This window comes from Kineosporia sp. A_224 (assembly GCF_002198655.1).
Taxonomy (GTDB): domain Bacteria; phylum Actinomycetota; class Actinomycetes; order Actinomycetales; family Kineosporiaceae; genus R-H-3.
The window spans coordinates 1-15,617 of sequence record NZ_MWLN01000110.1 but is presented as its reverse complement, the minus strand read 5'-3'; the positions used below and the strand labels follow the sequence as shown (position 1 = coordinate 15,617).

Here is a 15,617-nt window from a genome sequence, read left to right as displayed (position 1 = left end):
GTGACCGTCGACGGCGCACCGGACGCCGGGGGCCGCACACCGTGGCCCGGCGTCCGGACCCCGCTGCCCGGGCCGCGATCGGCCGAGCTGCTGGCCCGCAAGGACGCCGTCCTCAACGGGCCGCTGCGCGACGGCGGCAACGTCCCCGTCGTCCTGGGGCGCAAGACCGGGCACGTCCTCGAGGACGTCGACGGCAACGTCTTCGCCGACCACCTGAGCGCCTGGGGCGCGGCACCGTACGGCGCGCAGCCGCGGTCCGTGCGAGCGGCCGTGCAGACCGCCTGGGACCGGTACGGGATGGAGATCGCCCAGTACCTCGTCAGCGAACCGGTCGTCGCGCTCGCCGAACGGCTCGTCGCCCTCGCGCCGCCGGGGATCACCCGCGCGGCGCCGTCCGTGACGGGCACCGAGGCCGTCGAGGCCGGGGTCAAGCTCGCCCGGGAGTCGACCGGCCGGCCGATCGTCCTGGGGTTCCTCGGTCAGTACCACGGCGAGTCGACGTACCTCACGGCCGCGGCGTCGACCGACCTGCCCGGCAACACGTCGAACAACGCGCAGTACGCGCCCGGGCTCGTGCTCGTGCCGTACCCGAACCGGTTCCGGGCACCCTTCCACCGCGGCCCCGGGCCGTACGACGACACGATCTACCTGGACTACCTCGAGACGTGGGTGCTGCGCCACCAGGTCGAGCCGTCGCAGGTCGCCGGGGTGCTCGTCGAGCCGGTCGCCGGCGAGGCGGGCATCCTCGCGCCGTCCGCGGCCTGGTGGGCCGGGCTCACCGACCTCGCGACGCGGTACGGCTGGAAGATCGTCCTCGACGAGGTGCAGACCGGCCTCGGCCGGTGCGGGGAGGTGTTCGCCGCGGACCTGTGGGGGCTGCGCCCCGACGTGCTCCTCCTCGGCAAGGGCCTGGCGGCCGGCGGGCAGCCGCTCGCCGCCGTCCTCGGCACCGAGGAGGTCATGGCCGGGTCCCACGCCCACCTCGGCGGCACCTTCGCCTGGGAGCCCGCCGCGTGCGCCGGGGCGCTCGCCGGCCTGGACCTGCTGACGTCCGGCGGCGTCCTGGAGAACGCCCGGTCCATGCAGCGGACCGCCGAGCGGGTCCTCGGGCCGCTCGTGGAGGAGGTCGAGCAGGTCGGCGACGTCCGCAGCGTCGGCGGCTGGGCCTGCCTGGAGCTCGTCACCGACATGGCCTCGATCGCCCCGGCGCCGGCCTTCCAGCACGCCGTCCACCGGGCGGCGCTGCGCCGCGGCGTCCTGGCGATCAGCGAGCCGGACAAGCCGCTGTACCGGATGCAGCCCCCGCTGACCATGGAGCCCGAGCTGTTCGAGTGGTCCTGCGAGCAGGTCGCGGACGCCGTCCGCGAGGTCGCCGCGGACCCGCCCGAGGAGGACGCGTGACCGCAACTGCCCCGCTGCCCGACCGGGCCCGCGTCGTCGTCGTGGGCGGCGGCAACATCGGCTGCAGCGTCGCCTACCACCTGACCCGGCTCGGGGTCCGCGACGTCCTCGTCCTGGAGCGGCACGAGCTGACCTCGGGGACGACGTGGCACGCCGCCGGGCTCATCACCTCGGCCGGGATGGCCGACGAGACGAGCCTGTGGATGGCGCGCTACTCCCGCGACCTCTACGCCCGGCTCGAGACGGAGACCGGGCACTCGACGGGGTTCCGGGAGACCGGCCACCTGCACCTGGCGACGAACCCCGAGCGACTCGAGACGCTGCGCCGGGAGTCCGCCTGGCAGCGCGGCCTGGGCGTCGACAACGTCGAGGTCTCCCGGGCCGAGGTCGAGGCGCTGTGGCCGATCGGCCGCACCGACGACGTCCTCGCGGCCTTCTACGTCGCCGACGAGGGCCGGGCCGACCCGGTCGGCTGCGCGACGGCGCTCGCCAAGGGCGCGCGGGCGGGCGGCGCGACGGTCGTCGAGGGCGTGCGGGTCACCGGGTTCGAGACGACCGGGGGCGGCACGCTCGGTCTGTGGGGCGCCGGCGCCGACGGCTGCCGGGTCACCGCGGTGCTCACCGACGCCGGCCGGGTCGAGTGCGAGACGGTCGTGCTCGCCGCCGGCCTGTGGTCACGGCAGGTCGCCGCGCTCGCGGGGGTCGACGTCCCGCTGCAGGCCGCCGAGCACTACTACCTGCTCACCGACCCGGTGCCCGGGGTGCACCGCGACCTGCCGGTCGTCGAGGACCCGGACCGGTACGGGTACTACCGGGAAGAGGCCGGCGGGATGCTCGTCGGCCTCTTCGAGCCGGTCGCCGGGCCGTGGCACGTCGAGGGTGCCCCGGACGACTTCGCGTTCGGCACCATCAGGCCGGACTGGGACCGGGTGGGGGACGTCCTCGCCGGGGCGATGGAGCGGGTGCCGAGCCTGGACGGCGTCGGGGTGCGGACGTTCTTCTGCGGACCGGAGTCGTTCACGCCCGACCTGCACCCGATGCTCGGCCCGACGCCCGAGGTCGACAACCTCTTCGTCGCCGCCGGGCTGAACTCGCTCGGCATCCTGCTCGGCGGCGGCGTCGGGTCGGTCGTGGCGCAGTGGGTCGTGGACGGCCTGCCACCGGTCGACGTGACGCACTACGGGGTCGAGCGGGCGCTGCCGCACGAGACGACCCGCCGGTTCCGCGCGGAGCGGACCGTCGAGCAGCTCGGCGCGCTCTTCGGGGACGCCGCGTTCCCGGCGTGGCAGCCGGCCTCCGCGCGTGGCGTCCGGCGGACGCCGCTGCACGAGCGGCTCGCCGCCGCGGGCGCGCGGTTCGGCGTCTCGGCGGGCTGGGAGTACCCGCTGTGGTTCGCCCCGGCCGGCACCGACCCGGCCGCCGTGGAGGTGACACGGTCGTGGGGGCGCCAGCCCTGGCACGCGTTCGTCGCCGCCGAGCACCGCGCCGTCAGGGAGGCGGTCGGCGTCATGGACATGACGCTCATGTCGACGTTCCTCGTGCAGGGCCGGGACGCCGCGGCGCTGCTCGACCGGGTGAGCGCCGGGGCCGTCGCGGGCGACGTCGGGCGGGTCGTCTACACCCAGTGGCTCGACGACCGCGGCGGCATCCTCGCCGACGTCACCGTGACCCGGCTCGCCGACGACGAGATGCTCGTCGTGAGCAGCGACGTGACGCACCGCCGGGTCGCGAGCCTGCTGCGCCGGGCCCGGCGGGACGGCGAGCACGCGGTCGTCACGGACGTCACCGCCGGCACGGCGCTGCTGTCGGTGCAGGGCCCGCGCTCGCGCGAGCTGCTCGCGCGGCTCACGCCGGACGACGTCTCGGACGCAGCCTGGCCGTACCTCACGGCCCGCCGGCTCGAGGTCGGGTACGCCCGGGTGCTCGCGCTGCGGGTGACGTACGTCGGCGAGCTCGGGTTCGAGCTGCACGTGCCCGCCGACCTCGCGGTGTCGGTGTGGGACAGCCTGTTCGCGGCCGGCGCCGACCTCGGGACCCGGCCGGTCGGTCTCGCCGCCATGGAGTCGCTCCGACTGGAGAAGGGCTACCGGGACTACGGCGTCGACATCGAGAACACCGACGGCGTCGTCGAGGCCGGGCTGGGGTTCGCCGTCGCGACCGACAAGCCCGCGCCGTTCGCCGGGCGGGACGCCGTGCTCGCCGCGCGCACCGACCGGACCCGACGCATGGTGCACGTGCTCCTGGACGACCCGGAGCCGCTCCTGCACGGCGGAGAGCCGTTGCTGCACAAAGGGTCCTGGGTCGGCTACCTGCGCGCGGGCGCGTTCGGGCACACCCTGGGCGCGAGCGTCGGGCTCGCGATGTGCGAACGGGACGGCGGCGACGGCGTCACCGCCGCGTGGCTCGCCGAGGGCAGCTTCGAGGTGGACGTCGCGGGCACCCGGGTGCCCGCGACGTGCTCGCTGCGGCCGTTCTACGACCCCGGCCGCAGCCGGATCCTCGGCTGAGGACTGCTGCCGTCAGCCGCCGCTCTTGCGGCGGAACTGCTTCTGCTGCGCCGCCGGGCCGTGCGCCGAGTGCACCTTCGAGTCGCCCGACTCGCCGGCCGCGGCCGACGCGTGGTGCTTGGCGTTCTTGCGCTCGAGCGCCTCACGGAAGCGGCGCTTCGCGTCGCTCTCGCCCGCGGGGGCCGCGTCGCCCGTCTCGGGAGCGAGGTCTTCCGGGCTGTCGTCCCCGGGCGTCGACGTGGACCTGGCCATGTTGCTCCGTTCCTCGCACCTGGGGCCGTCGCGGGCCCCTTGGTCGCCCCCAGCCTCGCACGGGGACGGCAGGCCCGTCACAGGGGTTGGGCGTGGGCGCGCCGACCCGTCCCCAGCGGTCCTGCGGTCAGAAGTCGCTGCCGACGGCGTCCACGTAGATGCGCGGTCGCCCGGACGTGCCCCACGGCATGATCGTCACGCTCTGGTACCCCCGCGGGAGCACCTTGCTCAGCACGAGGACCTTCCTCTTCGTCGTGGCCGAGCGGGTGTCCACGACCCAGAACGACGACCCGCCGACCGACCGGGTGGCCACGCCGACCCGCATCTCGCCGCACGTCGGGCACGTCGTCGCCCAGACGTAGAGCCGGGAGCCGATCACCGCACCGTCGAGCATGGCGTTCTGGCTCGTCGCGGTCGTCGTCGTGCCGAGGAACGACCCGGACGCCGTCGAGGACGACCACGGGCCCGCCGTCCGGAACAGGTCGCGGTCGTCGAGGGACTGCTGGGAGTCCACCCACGCCGACCACGGACCGGTGTTCCCCGCGCCGTCCCGGACCCGGGCCGCGAACTGGTAGGTGCTCCCGCGGAAGACATTGCTCTCCGGGACCGTGTACGCGGTGGCCGTCGTGCCGGTGCGCAGGGCCTGTGCGGTGTCGTAGACGACAACGTCACGGTCGAAGTCGTACATGACCATGCGCCAGCGGACGTCGTAGACGGCGGCCGCACGGCTCGCCGCCCCGGCGGGCTTCCAGGTGAGCGGGATCCCCCCGGTCGTCCGCGTGGCGGCCGTCGACGACGTCGCACTCAGGGTCACGGTCTCGGCGACGCGGTCGACGATGACGGTGCCGGTGGCCGCGCCGGTGCCGTCGACGGCCGCGACACCGCCCTCGCCGTCCGCCGCGGCACCGGTGAGGGTCCAGGTGTAGGAGCCGTCGGGAGCAGCCGACCCGGCCGTGTTCCGGCCGTCCCAGACAAGGTCCCGGACGCTGCCGAGGGCACCGGTGCCGGTGAGGGTCCGCACGACCGTCGTCCCGGACCGGATCGTCAGCGTCACCGCCGGCACCGGCTTCGACAGGTCGAAGGCCGGCGCCCAGGTGTCGGCGCTGCCGTCGGCGTTCGGCGAGAACGCCGACCGGGCGACGACGCCGAGCACCCGCGGACGGTGGGCCGTGCCGAAGGGCAGCCTGGCCACCGTGATCGCGCCGTCGGGGCCGGTCCAGGCGACGCGGTGGTCGTCGGCGGCGGCGAGGGTGAGCGAGCCGTTCGCCGGGCCGAGCACGACGGCGGCGCTCCCGGGTGTGGCGAGGTCGAAGGCCGCGCCGGCGGTGCTCACGACGACCCCGTCACCGACCGCCCCGGGCGTCAGGCCGAGGGTGCGGGTCGTCTTCGCCCGGACGTCGTACGCGACCCCGAACGGCGCCGCCGATGTGCTCCAGGCGACGGTGTCCGCGGCGATGCCGACGACGAACGCGCACGTGGTGCAGGCCCCGGTGCCGACCGTCACCGGGTTCGTCGCGGAGAGCGCCTTCGTCGCGTCGAGCAGCCGGACCGTGCCGTCGGTGCGGACGTAGGCGAACCGGCTGCCGTACACGTCGCTCGCCACGGGCGTGCCGTCGGCCGCGGGGAGTGCGACCCGGCTCCCCGAGACCCGGTAGGGCAGGGTGCCGTCGACGACGGCGTACGGCCCGGAGACCTTGGCCCGGGCACCGACCGCCCGGCCGGTGACCGTGCCGCCGTCCACGAAGTCGATCGGCAGGCCGGTGTCGAGCGTCGCCAGCGCGCGGCGGGTCCCGGAGACCCCGACGAAGGCGGGGTCGGCCGCGAGCGTCGACTCCGCCCCGGCGACGAGGGTGGTCGTGCCCGAGACGGTCCGGGCCAGGGCCGAGTCCCTGCCCGTGAGCGGGCCCCGCCGGAGGCCGCCGGCATACACGACGCGGCCGTTGTCGAGGTCGAGCGTGGTGTACCGCTCGGGGACCGCGGGCAGCGGCATGGCCTTCGATGCGGTCCCCGCTGCCGAGACCGACCAGAGCCCGGAGACCCCCGCCGTCCCGGACCGGGAGGCGACGAACCCGGTCCCCCGCGCGTCGACGTCGGCCCAGGGGCCGGGCACCGGCACCTGGGCGGCGCCCGGGGCGGTCGGGAGGACGACCATCCCGCCGGCCACGGCGACCCAGGCCGTCGCCGTGTCGGTGGCCGCCAGCCGCGCCACCGAGGCGGGGCCTGGCGCGGGCACCGTCGTCCGGACCCCGGTGGCCCGGTCCTGCCGGACGAGCGCCGGCGTCGCCGGGGTCTGCATCCAGACGTAGGAGGACGGCGTCAGGGTGAACAGGCTCGAGGAGCTCAGGGTCCCGAGGTCGTTGAGCGTCCCCGTGGCCAGGTCCGAGGCCGCCAGGTGCACCGTGCCGGTGCCCGCGGGGACGTACGAGAACAGGGCGGTCGTCGCGTCCATCTGCGTGAACACGCCGGACGACGGGAGACCGGGCAGGAGCACGCGGCGGGTGGTCCCGCTGCGGAACACGAGCTGCCCGCCGCTCGTGGCGAGCCAGCCGGTCGGCCCGGCGGTGACGAACACGTCGGTACCGCCGTCCTCGACCGTCTCGACGCCCGTCCCGAGGTCACGCCGGTGCACCTGGAGGACACCGCCGACGGTCACCGGCCACACGACGGTGTCACCGACGAGCACCACCCGGGAGCCCGCGACGCCGGGGACGGCGACGAGGTCCGCGCCCGCGGTCCAGAAGCGCCGGCCGTTCCACGCCGTCGTGACCGCCAGCAGCCGGTCCGGGTCGGCCCCGACCACGCTGACGGTCTGCGAGAGCGACGGGTCCTCGGCCACGGGGAGGGTGACGGCACCCGGCGGCAGGCCCTGTGCGGGCTGGACGCCGGTCAGCAGGCCGGCGCAGACGGCCGCGACGACGACGGCCGCTGAGCGGGGGCGCAGCTGCATGGTCGGTCTCCCTGGCACGCGGACCCCCGTCGGCGGCCCGCGTGCGTCAGGCCGGCCGTTCGGCGTGCTCCCGGCAGGTGGCGCGCGCACGCGGAAGATACCCGGTGCGCCCCCTCGGCGTGAAGATCACCACGGTGTCCGCCTCCCGACGTTCACCCCGTCGCCGTGCCGGCCGCCCTCTGCGTCACCGACCGGTGCTGCGCGTGACGGGCCAGGGGTGCCGCTCAGCGCGCGTGGACGTCGTACTCCACGACGACCGGTGCGTGGTCGCTCCAGCGCGCCGCGTACGTGTGCGCCCGGTCGACCTCGGCCTTGACCGCGCGGGCGGCCAGGCCCGGGGAGGCGATCTGGTAGTCGATCCGCCAGCCGGCGTCGGTGTCGAAGGCCTTGCCGCGCCAGGACCACCACGTGTACGGGCCGGGCCCCTCCCCCGCGGCGGCGCGGACGACGTCCACCCAGCCATGCTCGCCGAAGAGGCGGTCGAACCAGGCCCGCTCCTCGGGGAGGAAGCCGGACTTCTTGAGGTTGCCCTTCCAGTTCTTGAGGTCCGCCTCCTGATGCGCGACGTTGAGGTCGCCCATGACGACGACGTGCCGACCGTCGGCGGCGAGCTCGGTCATCCGGGCGAGCATCGCGTCGAGGAAGGCGTGCTTCTCGACCTGGCGCGGGGTGCCCGCCTCGCCGGTGTGGACGTACGTCGAGACGACGGTGAGCAGCCCGGCGCCGGACGACGCAGTGTCGAGCGCGACGTCCGCCTCGACCCAGCGGCCGGAGTGGTCGTACGCGGAGGCGTCGACCCCGGCCGGCACGAGCCCGACCCGGACCGCCTCGAACGGGCGGCGGCCGGCGACGGCGACCCCGGCGCGGCCCTTCGCCGCGGCCTCCTCGTGGACGACGTGCCAGCCCTCCCCGAGCGCCTCGACGAGGGCGTCGTCCGGGGCCCGGACCTCCTGCAGCGCAAGGAGGTCCGGGGCCCGGCCGGTGAGCCACGGGCCCATCCCGCGGCGCACCGCGGCCCGGACCCCGTTGACGTTGGCGGTCGCGATCGTCAGCACGCGGCCATCCTGTCAGCCCCGGCCGACAGGTCCGGCCGCGAGCGCCGTCCGGCCGCCGTCAGCCGTTCGGGTAGATCTCCTCGATGACCGCCGCGTGGTTGCGGACGACGACCGCGCGCTTGATCTTCAGGCTCGGCGTGAGCTCGCCGGACTCGACGGTGAGCTCCCGGGAGAGGATCCGGAACTCCTTGACCGTCTCCCACCGGTTGAGCGACCCGTTGACCGTCTCGACCGCCGTCCGGATCTCGGCGTGCACGTGCTCGTCGCGCCCCGTGACGACCGCCTCGACGTCCTTGCCGTTGGACGTCGCCCACGCGGTCGCCGCGTCGGCGTCGATGGTGATGAGCACGGACGCGAAGTTGCGGCCGTCCGCGATGACGACGGCCTGGCCGATGAGCGGGTTCGCCGCCTTGAGCGAGCCCTCGATGGCCGACGGGGCGATGTACTTGCCCCCGCTCGTCTTCACGAGGTCCTTCTTGCGGTCGGTGATCTTGAGGAAGCCGTCGGCGTCGAGTTCGCCGACGTCCCCGGTCGCGAGCCAGCCGCCCTCGACGAGCATCTCCGCGCTCTGCTCGGGCAGGTGGTGGTAGCCGCGCATGACGCCGCGGCTGCGCAGCAGGATCTCGCCGTCGTCCGCGATCTTCACCTCGGTGCCCGGCAGCGCCTGGCCGACGGTGCCGATCCGGACCTTGCCCGGGCGGTTGACGAACGCCGCACCGCCGCACTCGGTCATGCCGTAGCCCTCGCAGATCGGCATGCCGGCGGCCGCGAACCACTCGGCGATCTGCGGGGCGAGCGCGGCGCTGCCCGAGACGAGCACCTCGAGGCGCCCGCCGAGCCGCTCGCGGATCTTGGAGAACACGAGCTTGTCGGCGACCGCGCGCTGCAGGCCGAGCAGGGTCGGGACGCCCCGGCCCGCCTGCTCGTGCCGCACGCACTCCAGGCCGACGCCGAACGCCCAGTCGAAGATCTTCGCCTTCGCGCCGCCCTCGGCCTTGGCCGTCGAGTTGACCCGGGCGTGGACCTTCTCGAAGATCCGCGGCGCCGCGGCCATGAACGTCGGCTTGATGACGGCAAGGTTCTCGACGATCTTGTCGATCCGGCCGTCGACCGCCGTCGCGAACCCGACCCTGACCTGCGCCGCGACGAGGAGCTTGGCGAACACGTGCGACAGGGGCAGCCAGAGGAACTGCAGGTGGTCCTCGTGGAGCACCCGGATCGCCTCGGTCGCCTCGCCGATGTAGAGCCAGTTGTCGTGGGTGAGCTCGACGCCCTTCGGCTTGCCCGTCGTCCCGGAGGTGTAGATGAGCGTCGCGAGGTGCTGCGGGGTGAGCTGGGCGACCCGGTCGTCGACGGCGGACGGCGTCGTCGCCAGGAGCTCCCGGCCGCGCTCGGCGAGGTCGTCGAGGGTCAGGAGGAACCCGTCGGAGCCGGCGACGTCGACGCCGGCCGGGTCGACGAGCACGACGTGCCGGACGGCGGGCAGGTCGGCCCGGTGCGCCTGCACCTTCTCGAGCTGGCCGGCGTCCTCGGCGACGACGACGACGCTGCCCGAGTCGGCGAGGATGAACGCGACGTCCTCGGGGCGGGTGTTCGGGTAGACGGTCGTCGTCGCGCCGCCGGCGACGAGGACGCCGAGGTCGGCGAGGACCCACTCGATCCGCGTCGCGCAGGCGATGGCGACGCGGTCCTCGACGCCGATGCCGAGGGCGAGGAAGCCGGCCCCCAGCTCACGGGCGCGCTCGGCGGTCCGGGCCCAGGTCAGCGACGACCACGAGCCGTCCGCCGTCGGCGACCGGAAGGCCTCGGCGCCGGCCCGGCGGCGGGCGGTGTCGAGGAACGTCGCGGCGACGGACGAGCTCGGGTCGGGCCGGCCGGTGGGTGCGTCGGCGGTGGCGGGCTGCGTCATCGGAGCCTCCTGCAGGAGAGGGTGGGAGCCCGCCACTCGCGCAGGGCGGGTGCTGCACGTCACAACGACGGACCTGCAGGCATGGTGCCCGAGAACCGGGTCCGTCCGCGACCCGTGGAGGTGGCTGGTGCGTCACCCCCGGCCGGGGCGGTACTACTGGGGCATGAACCTCCTCGCCGACGCCTCGGCCCTCGCGGACGAACTCGCCGACCTCCGGCACCGGCTGCACCGCCGGCCCGAGCTCGGGCTGCAGCTTCCGGCGACCCAGGAGACCGTGCTCGAGGCGCTCGCCGGGCTGCCGCTGGAGATCACGACGGGGACGACGTCCACGTCGGTCACGGCGGTGCTGCGCGGAGGTGCGGGGCTCGCTGCGGACGGCGGGACGGGCGCTGCGGGACGCCGTCCGGTCGTGCTGCTGCGCGGGGACATGGACGCCCTGCCCGTGCACGAGGAGGCCGACGTCCCGTTCCGCTCCGAGGTCGACGGGCGGATGCACGCCTGCGGGCACGACCTGCACACCGCGATGCTCGTCGGCGCGGCCAGGATCCTGTCCCGGCACCGCGCGGACCTCGCGGGCGACGTCGTCCTCATGTTCCAGCCCGGCGAGGAGGGCTACGACGGCGCCGGCCACATGATCGCGGAGGGCGTCCTCGACGCGGCCGGCCGGCGGGCTGACGCCGCGTTCGCGCTGCACGTCATGAGCAACCTGACGCCGCGCGGCACGGTCGTCGGCCGCAGCGGGCCGATCATGGCCGCGAGCGACGGCCTGTTCGTCACGGTCCGCGGGCGGGGCGGGCACGGGTCGTCCCCGCACGTCGCGGCCGACCCGGTGCCGGCCGCCTGCGAGATGGTCACCGCGCTGCACGCCCGGATGACCCGGGTCGTCGACGCGTTCGCCCCTGCGGTGCTCACCGTCGGCACGTTCCACGCCGGCACGCAGCGGAACATCATCCCCGACACCGCGACGTTCGAGGCGACGATCCGGACGTTCGACCCGGCGGTGCGCGAGGTCGTCCGGCAGATGTGCGAGGAGGTCTGCACGGGCGTCGCGCTCGCGCACGGCGTCACCGCGGAGGTCCGGTACGCCCAGGAGTACCCGGTGACCGTCAACGACGTCGCCGAGACGGAGTTCGCCTTCGGGGTGGCCGACGACCTCTTCGGCTCGCGCACGAGCGTGCGGCTGCCGAACCCGATCGCCGGCTCCGAGGACTTCTCCCGCGTGCTCGCCCAGGTGCCCGGCGCGATGCTCTTCGTCGGGGCGCTCGCCCCGGGCCGCGACGTCGCGACCGCCCCGAGCAACCACTCCCCGCTCGCCGCGTTCGACGACTCGGTGCTCCCGCAGGGGGCGGCGTTCTACGCCGCGCTCGCGCAGCGCCGGCTGACGTCCCTAGCGACCGGCTGAGCGCCGTCCGGAGATCGCGGTCTCTCTGCCCGCCGGGTGCTCGGGAGCGCCCGGCGGGTCCTGAGGCGGTGACCTTCCCGGGTCAGCCGCGTTCGACGCGGACGGCGAAGCAGCCTGGGCCCGCGTTGTGCACGTGGACGTAGGCGGTGCCGGGGTCCGCGAGCAGGGCCTGGGCGGCCTCGGTGACGGCCGTGCCGTCGGTGACCTCGGCGGCGACCATGAGGTGCTCGGCGTCGAAGGCGCGCACCGAGAGCCGGCGGCGGGCGAGCTGCTCCGGGGCGGGCCGACCGGCGTCCAGGGTGAGGTCGTCGGGCCGGGGCGCGCAGGCCTGCTCGTGGACGTAGACCGGGCCGGGCTGGCGGTACGGGCTCGTGCCGAGGAACGGGTCGTACGGCAGGAGCACGAGGGCCTCCCCCGGCTCGGCGTCGCGCAGGCAGCGCCGGCACGGGAAGGCGTGCGGGGCGTCGGCGACGACGCGCCGGACGGCGCCGGGCGGGAGGTCGTCGAGGTCCGGAAGGGGCGCGGGCAGGGGGACGAGTCGGAGCGTCATGCCCAGGGAACGGCGGGGACGGCGTCCGTGTGAGGGCGTTCGGTCACCAGCGCGCCAGAACGCAACCAGAACCCCGCCGGCAGAGCCGTTCGGGCTCCGCGGACGGGGTTCTGGTTGCGCTGTGGTCGAACCGTCAGGCCCGCTCGGCGGCCTCGACGACGTTCGAGATGAGCATGGCGCGGGTCATCGGGCCGACCCCGCCCGGCATCGGGGCGACCCAGGCCGCCACCTCGCGGACGTCGGGCGCGACGTCGCCGACGAGCCGGGTCTTGCCGGTCGTGTCGTCGAGGACACGGGTGATCCCCACGTCGAGGACGGCCGCGCCGGGCTTGACCATCGCCCCGGTGATGACACCGGGGACGCCGGCCGCCGCGACGACGACGTCCGCACGGCGCACGTGCTCCGCGACGTCCTTCGTGCCGGTGTGGCACAGCGTCACCGTCGCGTTGACCGAGCGCCGGGTGAGGAGCAGCCCGAGCGGGCGGCCCACCGTGACCCCACGACCGACGACGCACACCTCGGCCCCGGCGAGCGGGACGTCGTAGCGCGCGAGGAGCTCGACGATGCCGCGCGGGGTGCACGGCAGCGGCGAGGCCATCGGGGCGTTGACGTTGAGCACGAGGCGGCCGAGGTTCGTCGGGTGCAGGCCGTCGGCGTCCTTCGCCGGGTCCATGAGCTCGAGGACCCGGTCGCTGTCGAGGCCCTTGGGCAGGGGCAGCTGGACGATGTAGCCGGTGCACGCCGGGTCGGCGTTGAGGGCCGCGACGGCCGCCTCGACGTCTGCCTGGGTGGCCGTCGCCGGCAGGTCGACCCGGATCGAGGAGATCCCGACCTCCGCGCAGTCGGCGTGCTTGCCGCCGACGTACGCGTGGCTGCCGGGGTCGTCGCCGACGAGCACCGTGCCCAGGCCCGGGGTGATGCCCCGCTCCTTGAGCGCGGCGACCCGGACGGCGAGCTCGGCCTTGATGGCCTTCGCGGTGGCCTTGCCGTCGAGAGTCTGCGCCGTCACGCCGTCACCAGCCCTCGAGGCCGTCGTACAGCGGGAAGTCGGCGGCGAGCCGCTCGACGCGCTTGCGGAGCGTCTCGATGTCGGCCGACGGCTGCAGCGCCGAGGCGATGACGTCCGCGACCTCCTCGAACTGCTCGTCGCCGAAGCCACGGGTCGCGAGCGCCGGCGTCCCGATCCGCAGGCCGGAGGTGACCATCGGCGGGCGCGGGTCGAACGGGACGGCGTTGCGGTTGACCGTGATGCCGACCTCGTGGAGCCGGTCCTCGGCCTGCTGCCCGTCGAGGACGGAGTCACGCAGGTCGACGAGCACGAGGTGGACGTCGGTGCCGCCGGTGAGCACCGAGACGCCGGCGCTCTTCGCGTCGTCCGCGAGGAGCCGCTCGGCGAGGATCTTCGCGCCGCGCAGGGTGCGCTCCTGGCGCTCCTTGAACTCCGGCGTCGCGGCGATCTTGAAGGCCGCCGCCTTCGCCGCGATGACGTGCATGAGCGGGCCGCCCTGCTGGCCGGGGAACACCGCGGACTGGAACTTCTTCGCGTTGTCCTCGGTGCCGGCGAGGATGATCCCGCCGCGCGGGCCGGCGAGCGTCTTGTGCGTCGTCGAGGTGACGACGTCCGCGAACGGCACCGGGTTCGGGTGCAGGCCGGCGGCGACGAGGCCGGAGAAGTGCGCCATGTCGACCATGAAGTACGCGCCGACCTCGTCGGCGATCGCCCGGAACGCCGCGAAGTCGAGCTGGCGCGGGTAGGCCGACCAGCCGGCGATGATGAGCTTCGGCCGGGCCTCGAGGGCCTTGGCGCGGACGACGTCCATGTCGATGCGGAACGTCTGCGGGTCGACGCCGTACGACGACACCTCGTAGAGCCGGCCGCTGAAGTTGATCTTCATGCCGTGCGTGAGGTGGCCGCCGTGCGCGAGCTCGAGGCCGAGGATGCCGTCGCCCTGGCGGATGAGCGCGTGCATCGCCGCGGCGTTCGCCTGGGCGCCGGAGTGCGGCTGGACGTTCGCGTAGGCCGCGCCGTAGAGCGCCTTCACCCGGTCGCGGGCGAGGTCCTCGGCGATGTCGACCTGCTCGCAGCCGCCGTAGTAGCGCTTGCCCGGGTAGCCCTCGGCGTACTTGTTCGTGAGGACGCTGCCCTGCGCCTCGAGGACGGCGCGGGGCGCGAAGTTCTCGCTCGCGATCATCTCGAGGGTGCCGCGCTGGCGGCCCAGCTCACCGGTGAGGACGGCGGCGAGCTCCGGGTCGGTCTCGGCGAGCGACCGGTTCGTCACGGCCGTCGACGCAGGCAGGGGCGAGGACTGGGTGGTGTCGGACATGCAGTGGTCTCCTCGGGGAGGTGCTGGCGTGGCGACGTCCGTCGCCCGCGCGGTCTCGGGTGGACTGCTCACACCTGCGGGCCCAGGCGGACGACCCGAGGAACTGCTCCTGCCGCTCCCTGGTGGTGACCCACCCGACGCCAGTCACGGCACGGTCAGGCTACCAACGCTCCGGGAGTGATCCCGCATGGTGGTCGGGGAGTTCCACATCATGACGGCCCCGAGGTGGGCCTGCGACCGGTCAGGCGACCGGCCAGACGACCGGGAACAGCGGGTGCTCGAGCTCCGCGCCGTCCGCCAGGTCGTCGGCGAGACCCTCGAACGGCGGGGACGTCCGCCAGCGCCGCGGCGCGTGCCGGGCGTCGTCCGCGAGGTAGCGCAACGACAGCACGCGGCGGCGTCCGGCGAACGGGAAGCCCGGCGCCCCGTGCACCGTGAGGAAGTCGAAGCAGATCGCGTCGCCCGGGGCGAGCTCCCAGTGCTTGATGTCGAACGCCGCCCGGTCGGCCTCGATGTCGGGCAGCTCGGCGAGGGCGCCCTCGGGGAACCACTTCGCCTCCCCCGTCATGAACGTGCGCGGCATGAGCCACGGCCCGGCGTGGGTCCCGGCGACGAGCTCGAGGCACCCCGCCTCGGGCACCGGGTCGACCGGGATCCACGCGCTGACGCCGTGCCCGGAGACGTTGTAGTACGGCTGGTCCTGGTGCCACGGCGTGCGCTGCCGGGTTCCGCCCTCCTTGACGAGGACGTGGTCGTGGTAGAGCCGGACCTGCTCCCCGCCGAGGAGCTGGGCGGCGATCGACGGCAGCCGGGACGCCGTCGCGAGGTGACCGATCGCCGGCACGTCGCCCCAGCGGCAGAAGTCCTCGAAGAACCGCCCCGGGTCGTCGGCCCCGCTCGCGACGAGCGCGATCGTGCTCGGCCGGGCGAGCACCTCTTCGACGCCCGCCCGGGCCTGCTCGACCTCGGCCGCGTCGAGGACACCGCGCAGGACGACGACGCCGTCGCGGCGGTAGGTCTCGACGTCCGCGGGGTCGACGACGTAGGCGGGCGCGGCGTCGGTCATGGACCCGGATCGTAGCCGCGGCACGCAGCGGGCTCAGTGCGACAGCTGGAAGTGCCAGACGATGAAGTGGGGCTTGCCGTGGTACGCCGCGTTGGTCGCGTCCGTGGCCCATGGGTGAAGGCTCCAGATGTCGGGATGCCCGCCCTGCACCGTGAACGGCTCGACCGGGGCGGGGTCACCGGGCGGGGTCCCGGTGCCGTCGAC

At 74.8% G+C, this 15,617-nt stretch carries 11 protein-coding genes and 1 riboswitch; of the genes, 3 read left to right on the top strand and 8 right to left on the bottom strand.

Going from position 1 to position 15,617, the window contains the following annotated elements:
- Both EDJALFJO_RS09260 and EDJALFJO_RS09255 read left to right on the top strand, forming a co-directional pair.
- A complete protein-coding gene (locus EDJALFJO_RS09260) occupies window positions 1-1,401 on the top strand; it encodes an aminotransferase class III-fold pyridoxal phosphate-dependent enzyme (protein WP_088284445.1) in 1,401 nt (466 codons plus the stop codon).
- Complete coding sequence (locus EDJALFJO_RS09255) at window positions 1,398-3,908, top strand: FAD-dependent oxidoreductase (RefSeq protein WP_088284443.1); 2,511 nt, start codon at window positions 1,398-1,400, stop codon at window positions 3,906-3,908. Before EDJALFJO_RS09260 ends, EDJALFJO_RS09255 begins: the two co-directional genes overlap by 4 nt.
- A gap of 12 nt (window positions 3,909-3,920) precedes the next feature.
- On the opposite strand, the gene EDJALFJO_RS09250 is transcribed toward EDJALFJO_RS09255, so the two are convergent.
- The 4 genes from EDJALFJO_RS09250 to EDJALFJO_RS09235 form a co-directional block, all read right to left on the bottom strand.
- Entirely contained in the window at window positions 3,921-4,160 is a 240-nt protein-coding gene (locus EDJALFJO_RS09250; RefSeq protein WP_088284441.1) for a DUF5302 domain-containing protein, read from the bottom strand.
- Between the two features lie 127 nt (window positions 4,161-4,287).
- Window positions 4,288-7,107 carry a FlgD immunoglobulin-like domain containing protein gene (locus tag EDJALFJO_RS09245; RefSeq protein ID WP_088284438.1) on the bottom strand — a complete coding sequence of 940 codons (2,820 nt, stop codon included), beginning with the start codon at window positions 7,105-7,107 and terminating at the stop codon, window positions 4,288-4,290.
- A 224-nt stretch (window positions 7,108-7,331) separates the two neighbouring features.
- Window positions 7,332-8,162, bottom strand: a complete 831-nt coding sequence (locus EDJALFJO_RS09240) for an exodeoxyribonuclease III (protein ID WP_088284436.1) — start codon at window positions 8,160-8,162, stop codon at window positions 7,332-7,334.
- A 58-nt stretch (window positions 8,163-8,220) separates the two neighbouring features.
- A complete protein-coding gene (locus EDJALFJO_RS09235; RefSeq protein ID WP_088284434.1) occupies window positions 8,221-10,071 on the bottom strand; it encodes a long-chain fatty acid--CoA ligase in 1,851 nt (616 codons plus the stop codon).
- Between the two features lie 163 nt (window positions 10,072-10,234).
- Here EDJALFJO_RS09235 and EDJALFJO_RS09230 point away from each other — a divergent pair, with 163 nt between their 5' ends.
- Window positions 10,235-11,473, top strand: coding sequence for a M20 family metallopeptidase (locus EDJALFJO_RS09230; RefSeq protein ID WP_088284432.1), 1,239 nt, complete (start codon window positions 10,235-10,237; stop codon window positions 11,471-11,473).
- Between the two features lie 82 nt (window positions 11,474-11,555).
- Here the strand turns inward: EDJALFJO_RS09230 and EDJALFJO_RS09225 are convergent, their stop codons facing one another.
- The 4 genes from EDJALFJO_RS09225 to EDJALFJO_RS09210 all read right to left on the bottom strand — a co-directional run bounded on the left by EDJALFJO_RS09225 (window position 11,556) and on the right by EDJALFJO_RS09210 (window position 15,413).
- The gene (locus tag EDJALFJO_RS09225) at window positions 11,556-12,023 is read right to left on the bottom strand and encodes a DUF1203 domain-containing protein (RefSeq protein ID WP_088284430.1); all 468 of its coding nucleotides are present in this window, start codon (window positions 12,021-12,023) and stop codon (window positions 11,556-11,558) included.
- A 133-nt stretch (window positions 12,024-12,156) separates the two neighbouring features.
- Entirely contained in the window at window positions 12,157-13,032 is an 876-nt protein-coding gene (locus EDJALFJO_RS09220) for a bifunctional methylenetetrahydrofolate dehydrogenase/methenyltetrahydrofolate cyclohydrolase (RefSeq protein WP_088284428.1), read from the bottom strand.
- A 4-nt stretch (window positions 13,033-13,036) separates the two neighbouring features.
- Window positions 13,037-14,347, bottom strand: a complete 1,311-nt coding sequence (glyA, locus tag EDJALFJO_RS09215; protein ID WP_088284426.1) for a serine hydroxymethyltransferase — start codon at window positions 14,345-14,347, stop codon at window positions 13,037-13,039.
- Between the two features lie 73 nt (window positions 14,348-14,420).
- A riboswitch (ZMP/ZTP riboswitch) is annotated at window positions 14,421-14,505 on the bottom strand.
- 83 nt (window positions 14,506-14,588) lie between these two features.
- Window positions 14,589-15,413: a phytanoyl-CoA dioxygenase family protein gene (locus tag EDJALFJO_RS09210; protein WP_088284424.1), complete on the bottom strand. Its 825-nt coding sequence runs from the start codon at window positions 15,411-15,413 to the stop codon at window positions 14,589-14,591.
- Window positions 15,414-15,617 lie beyond the last annotated feature (204 nt).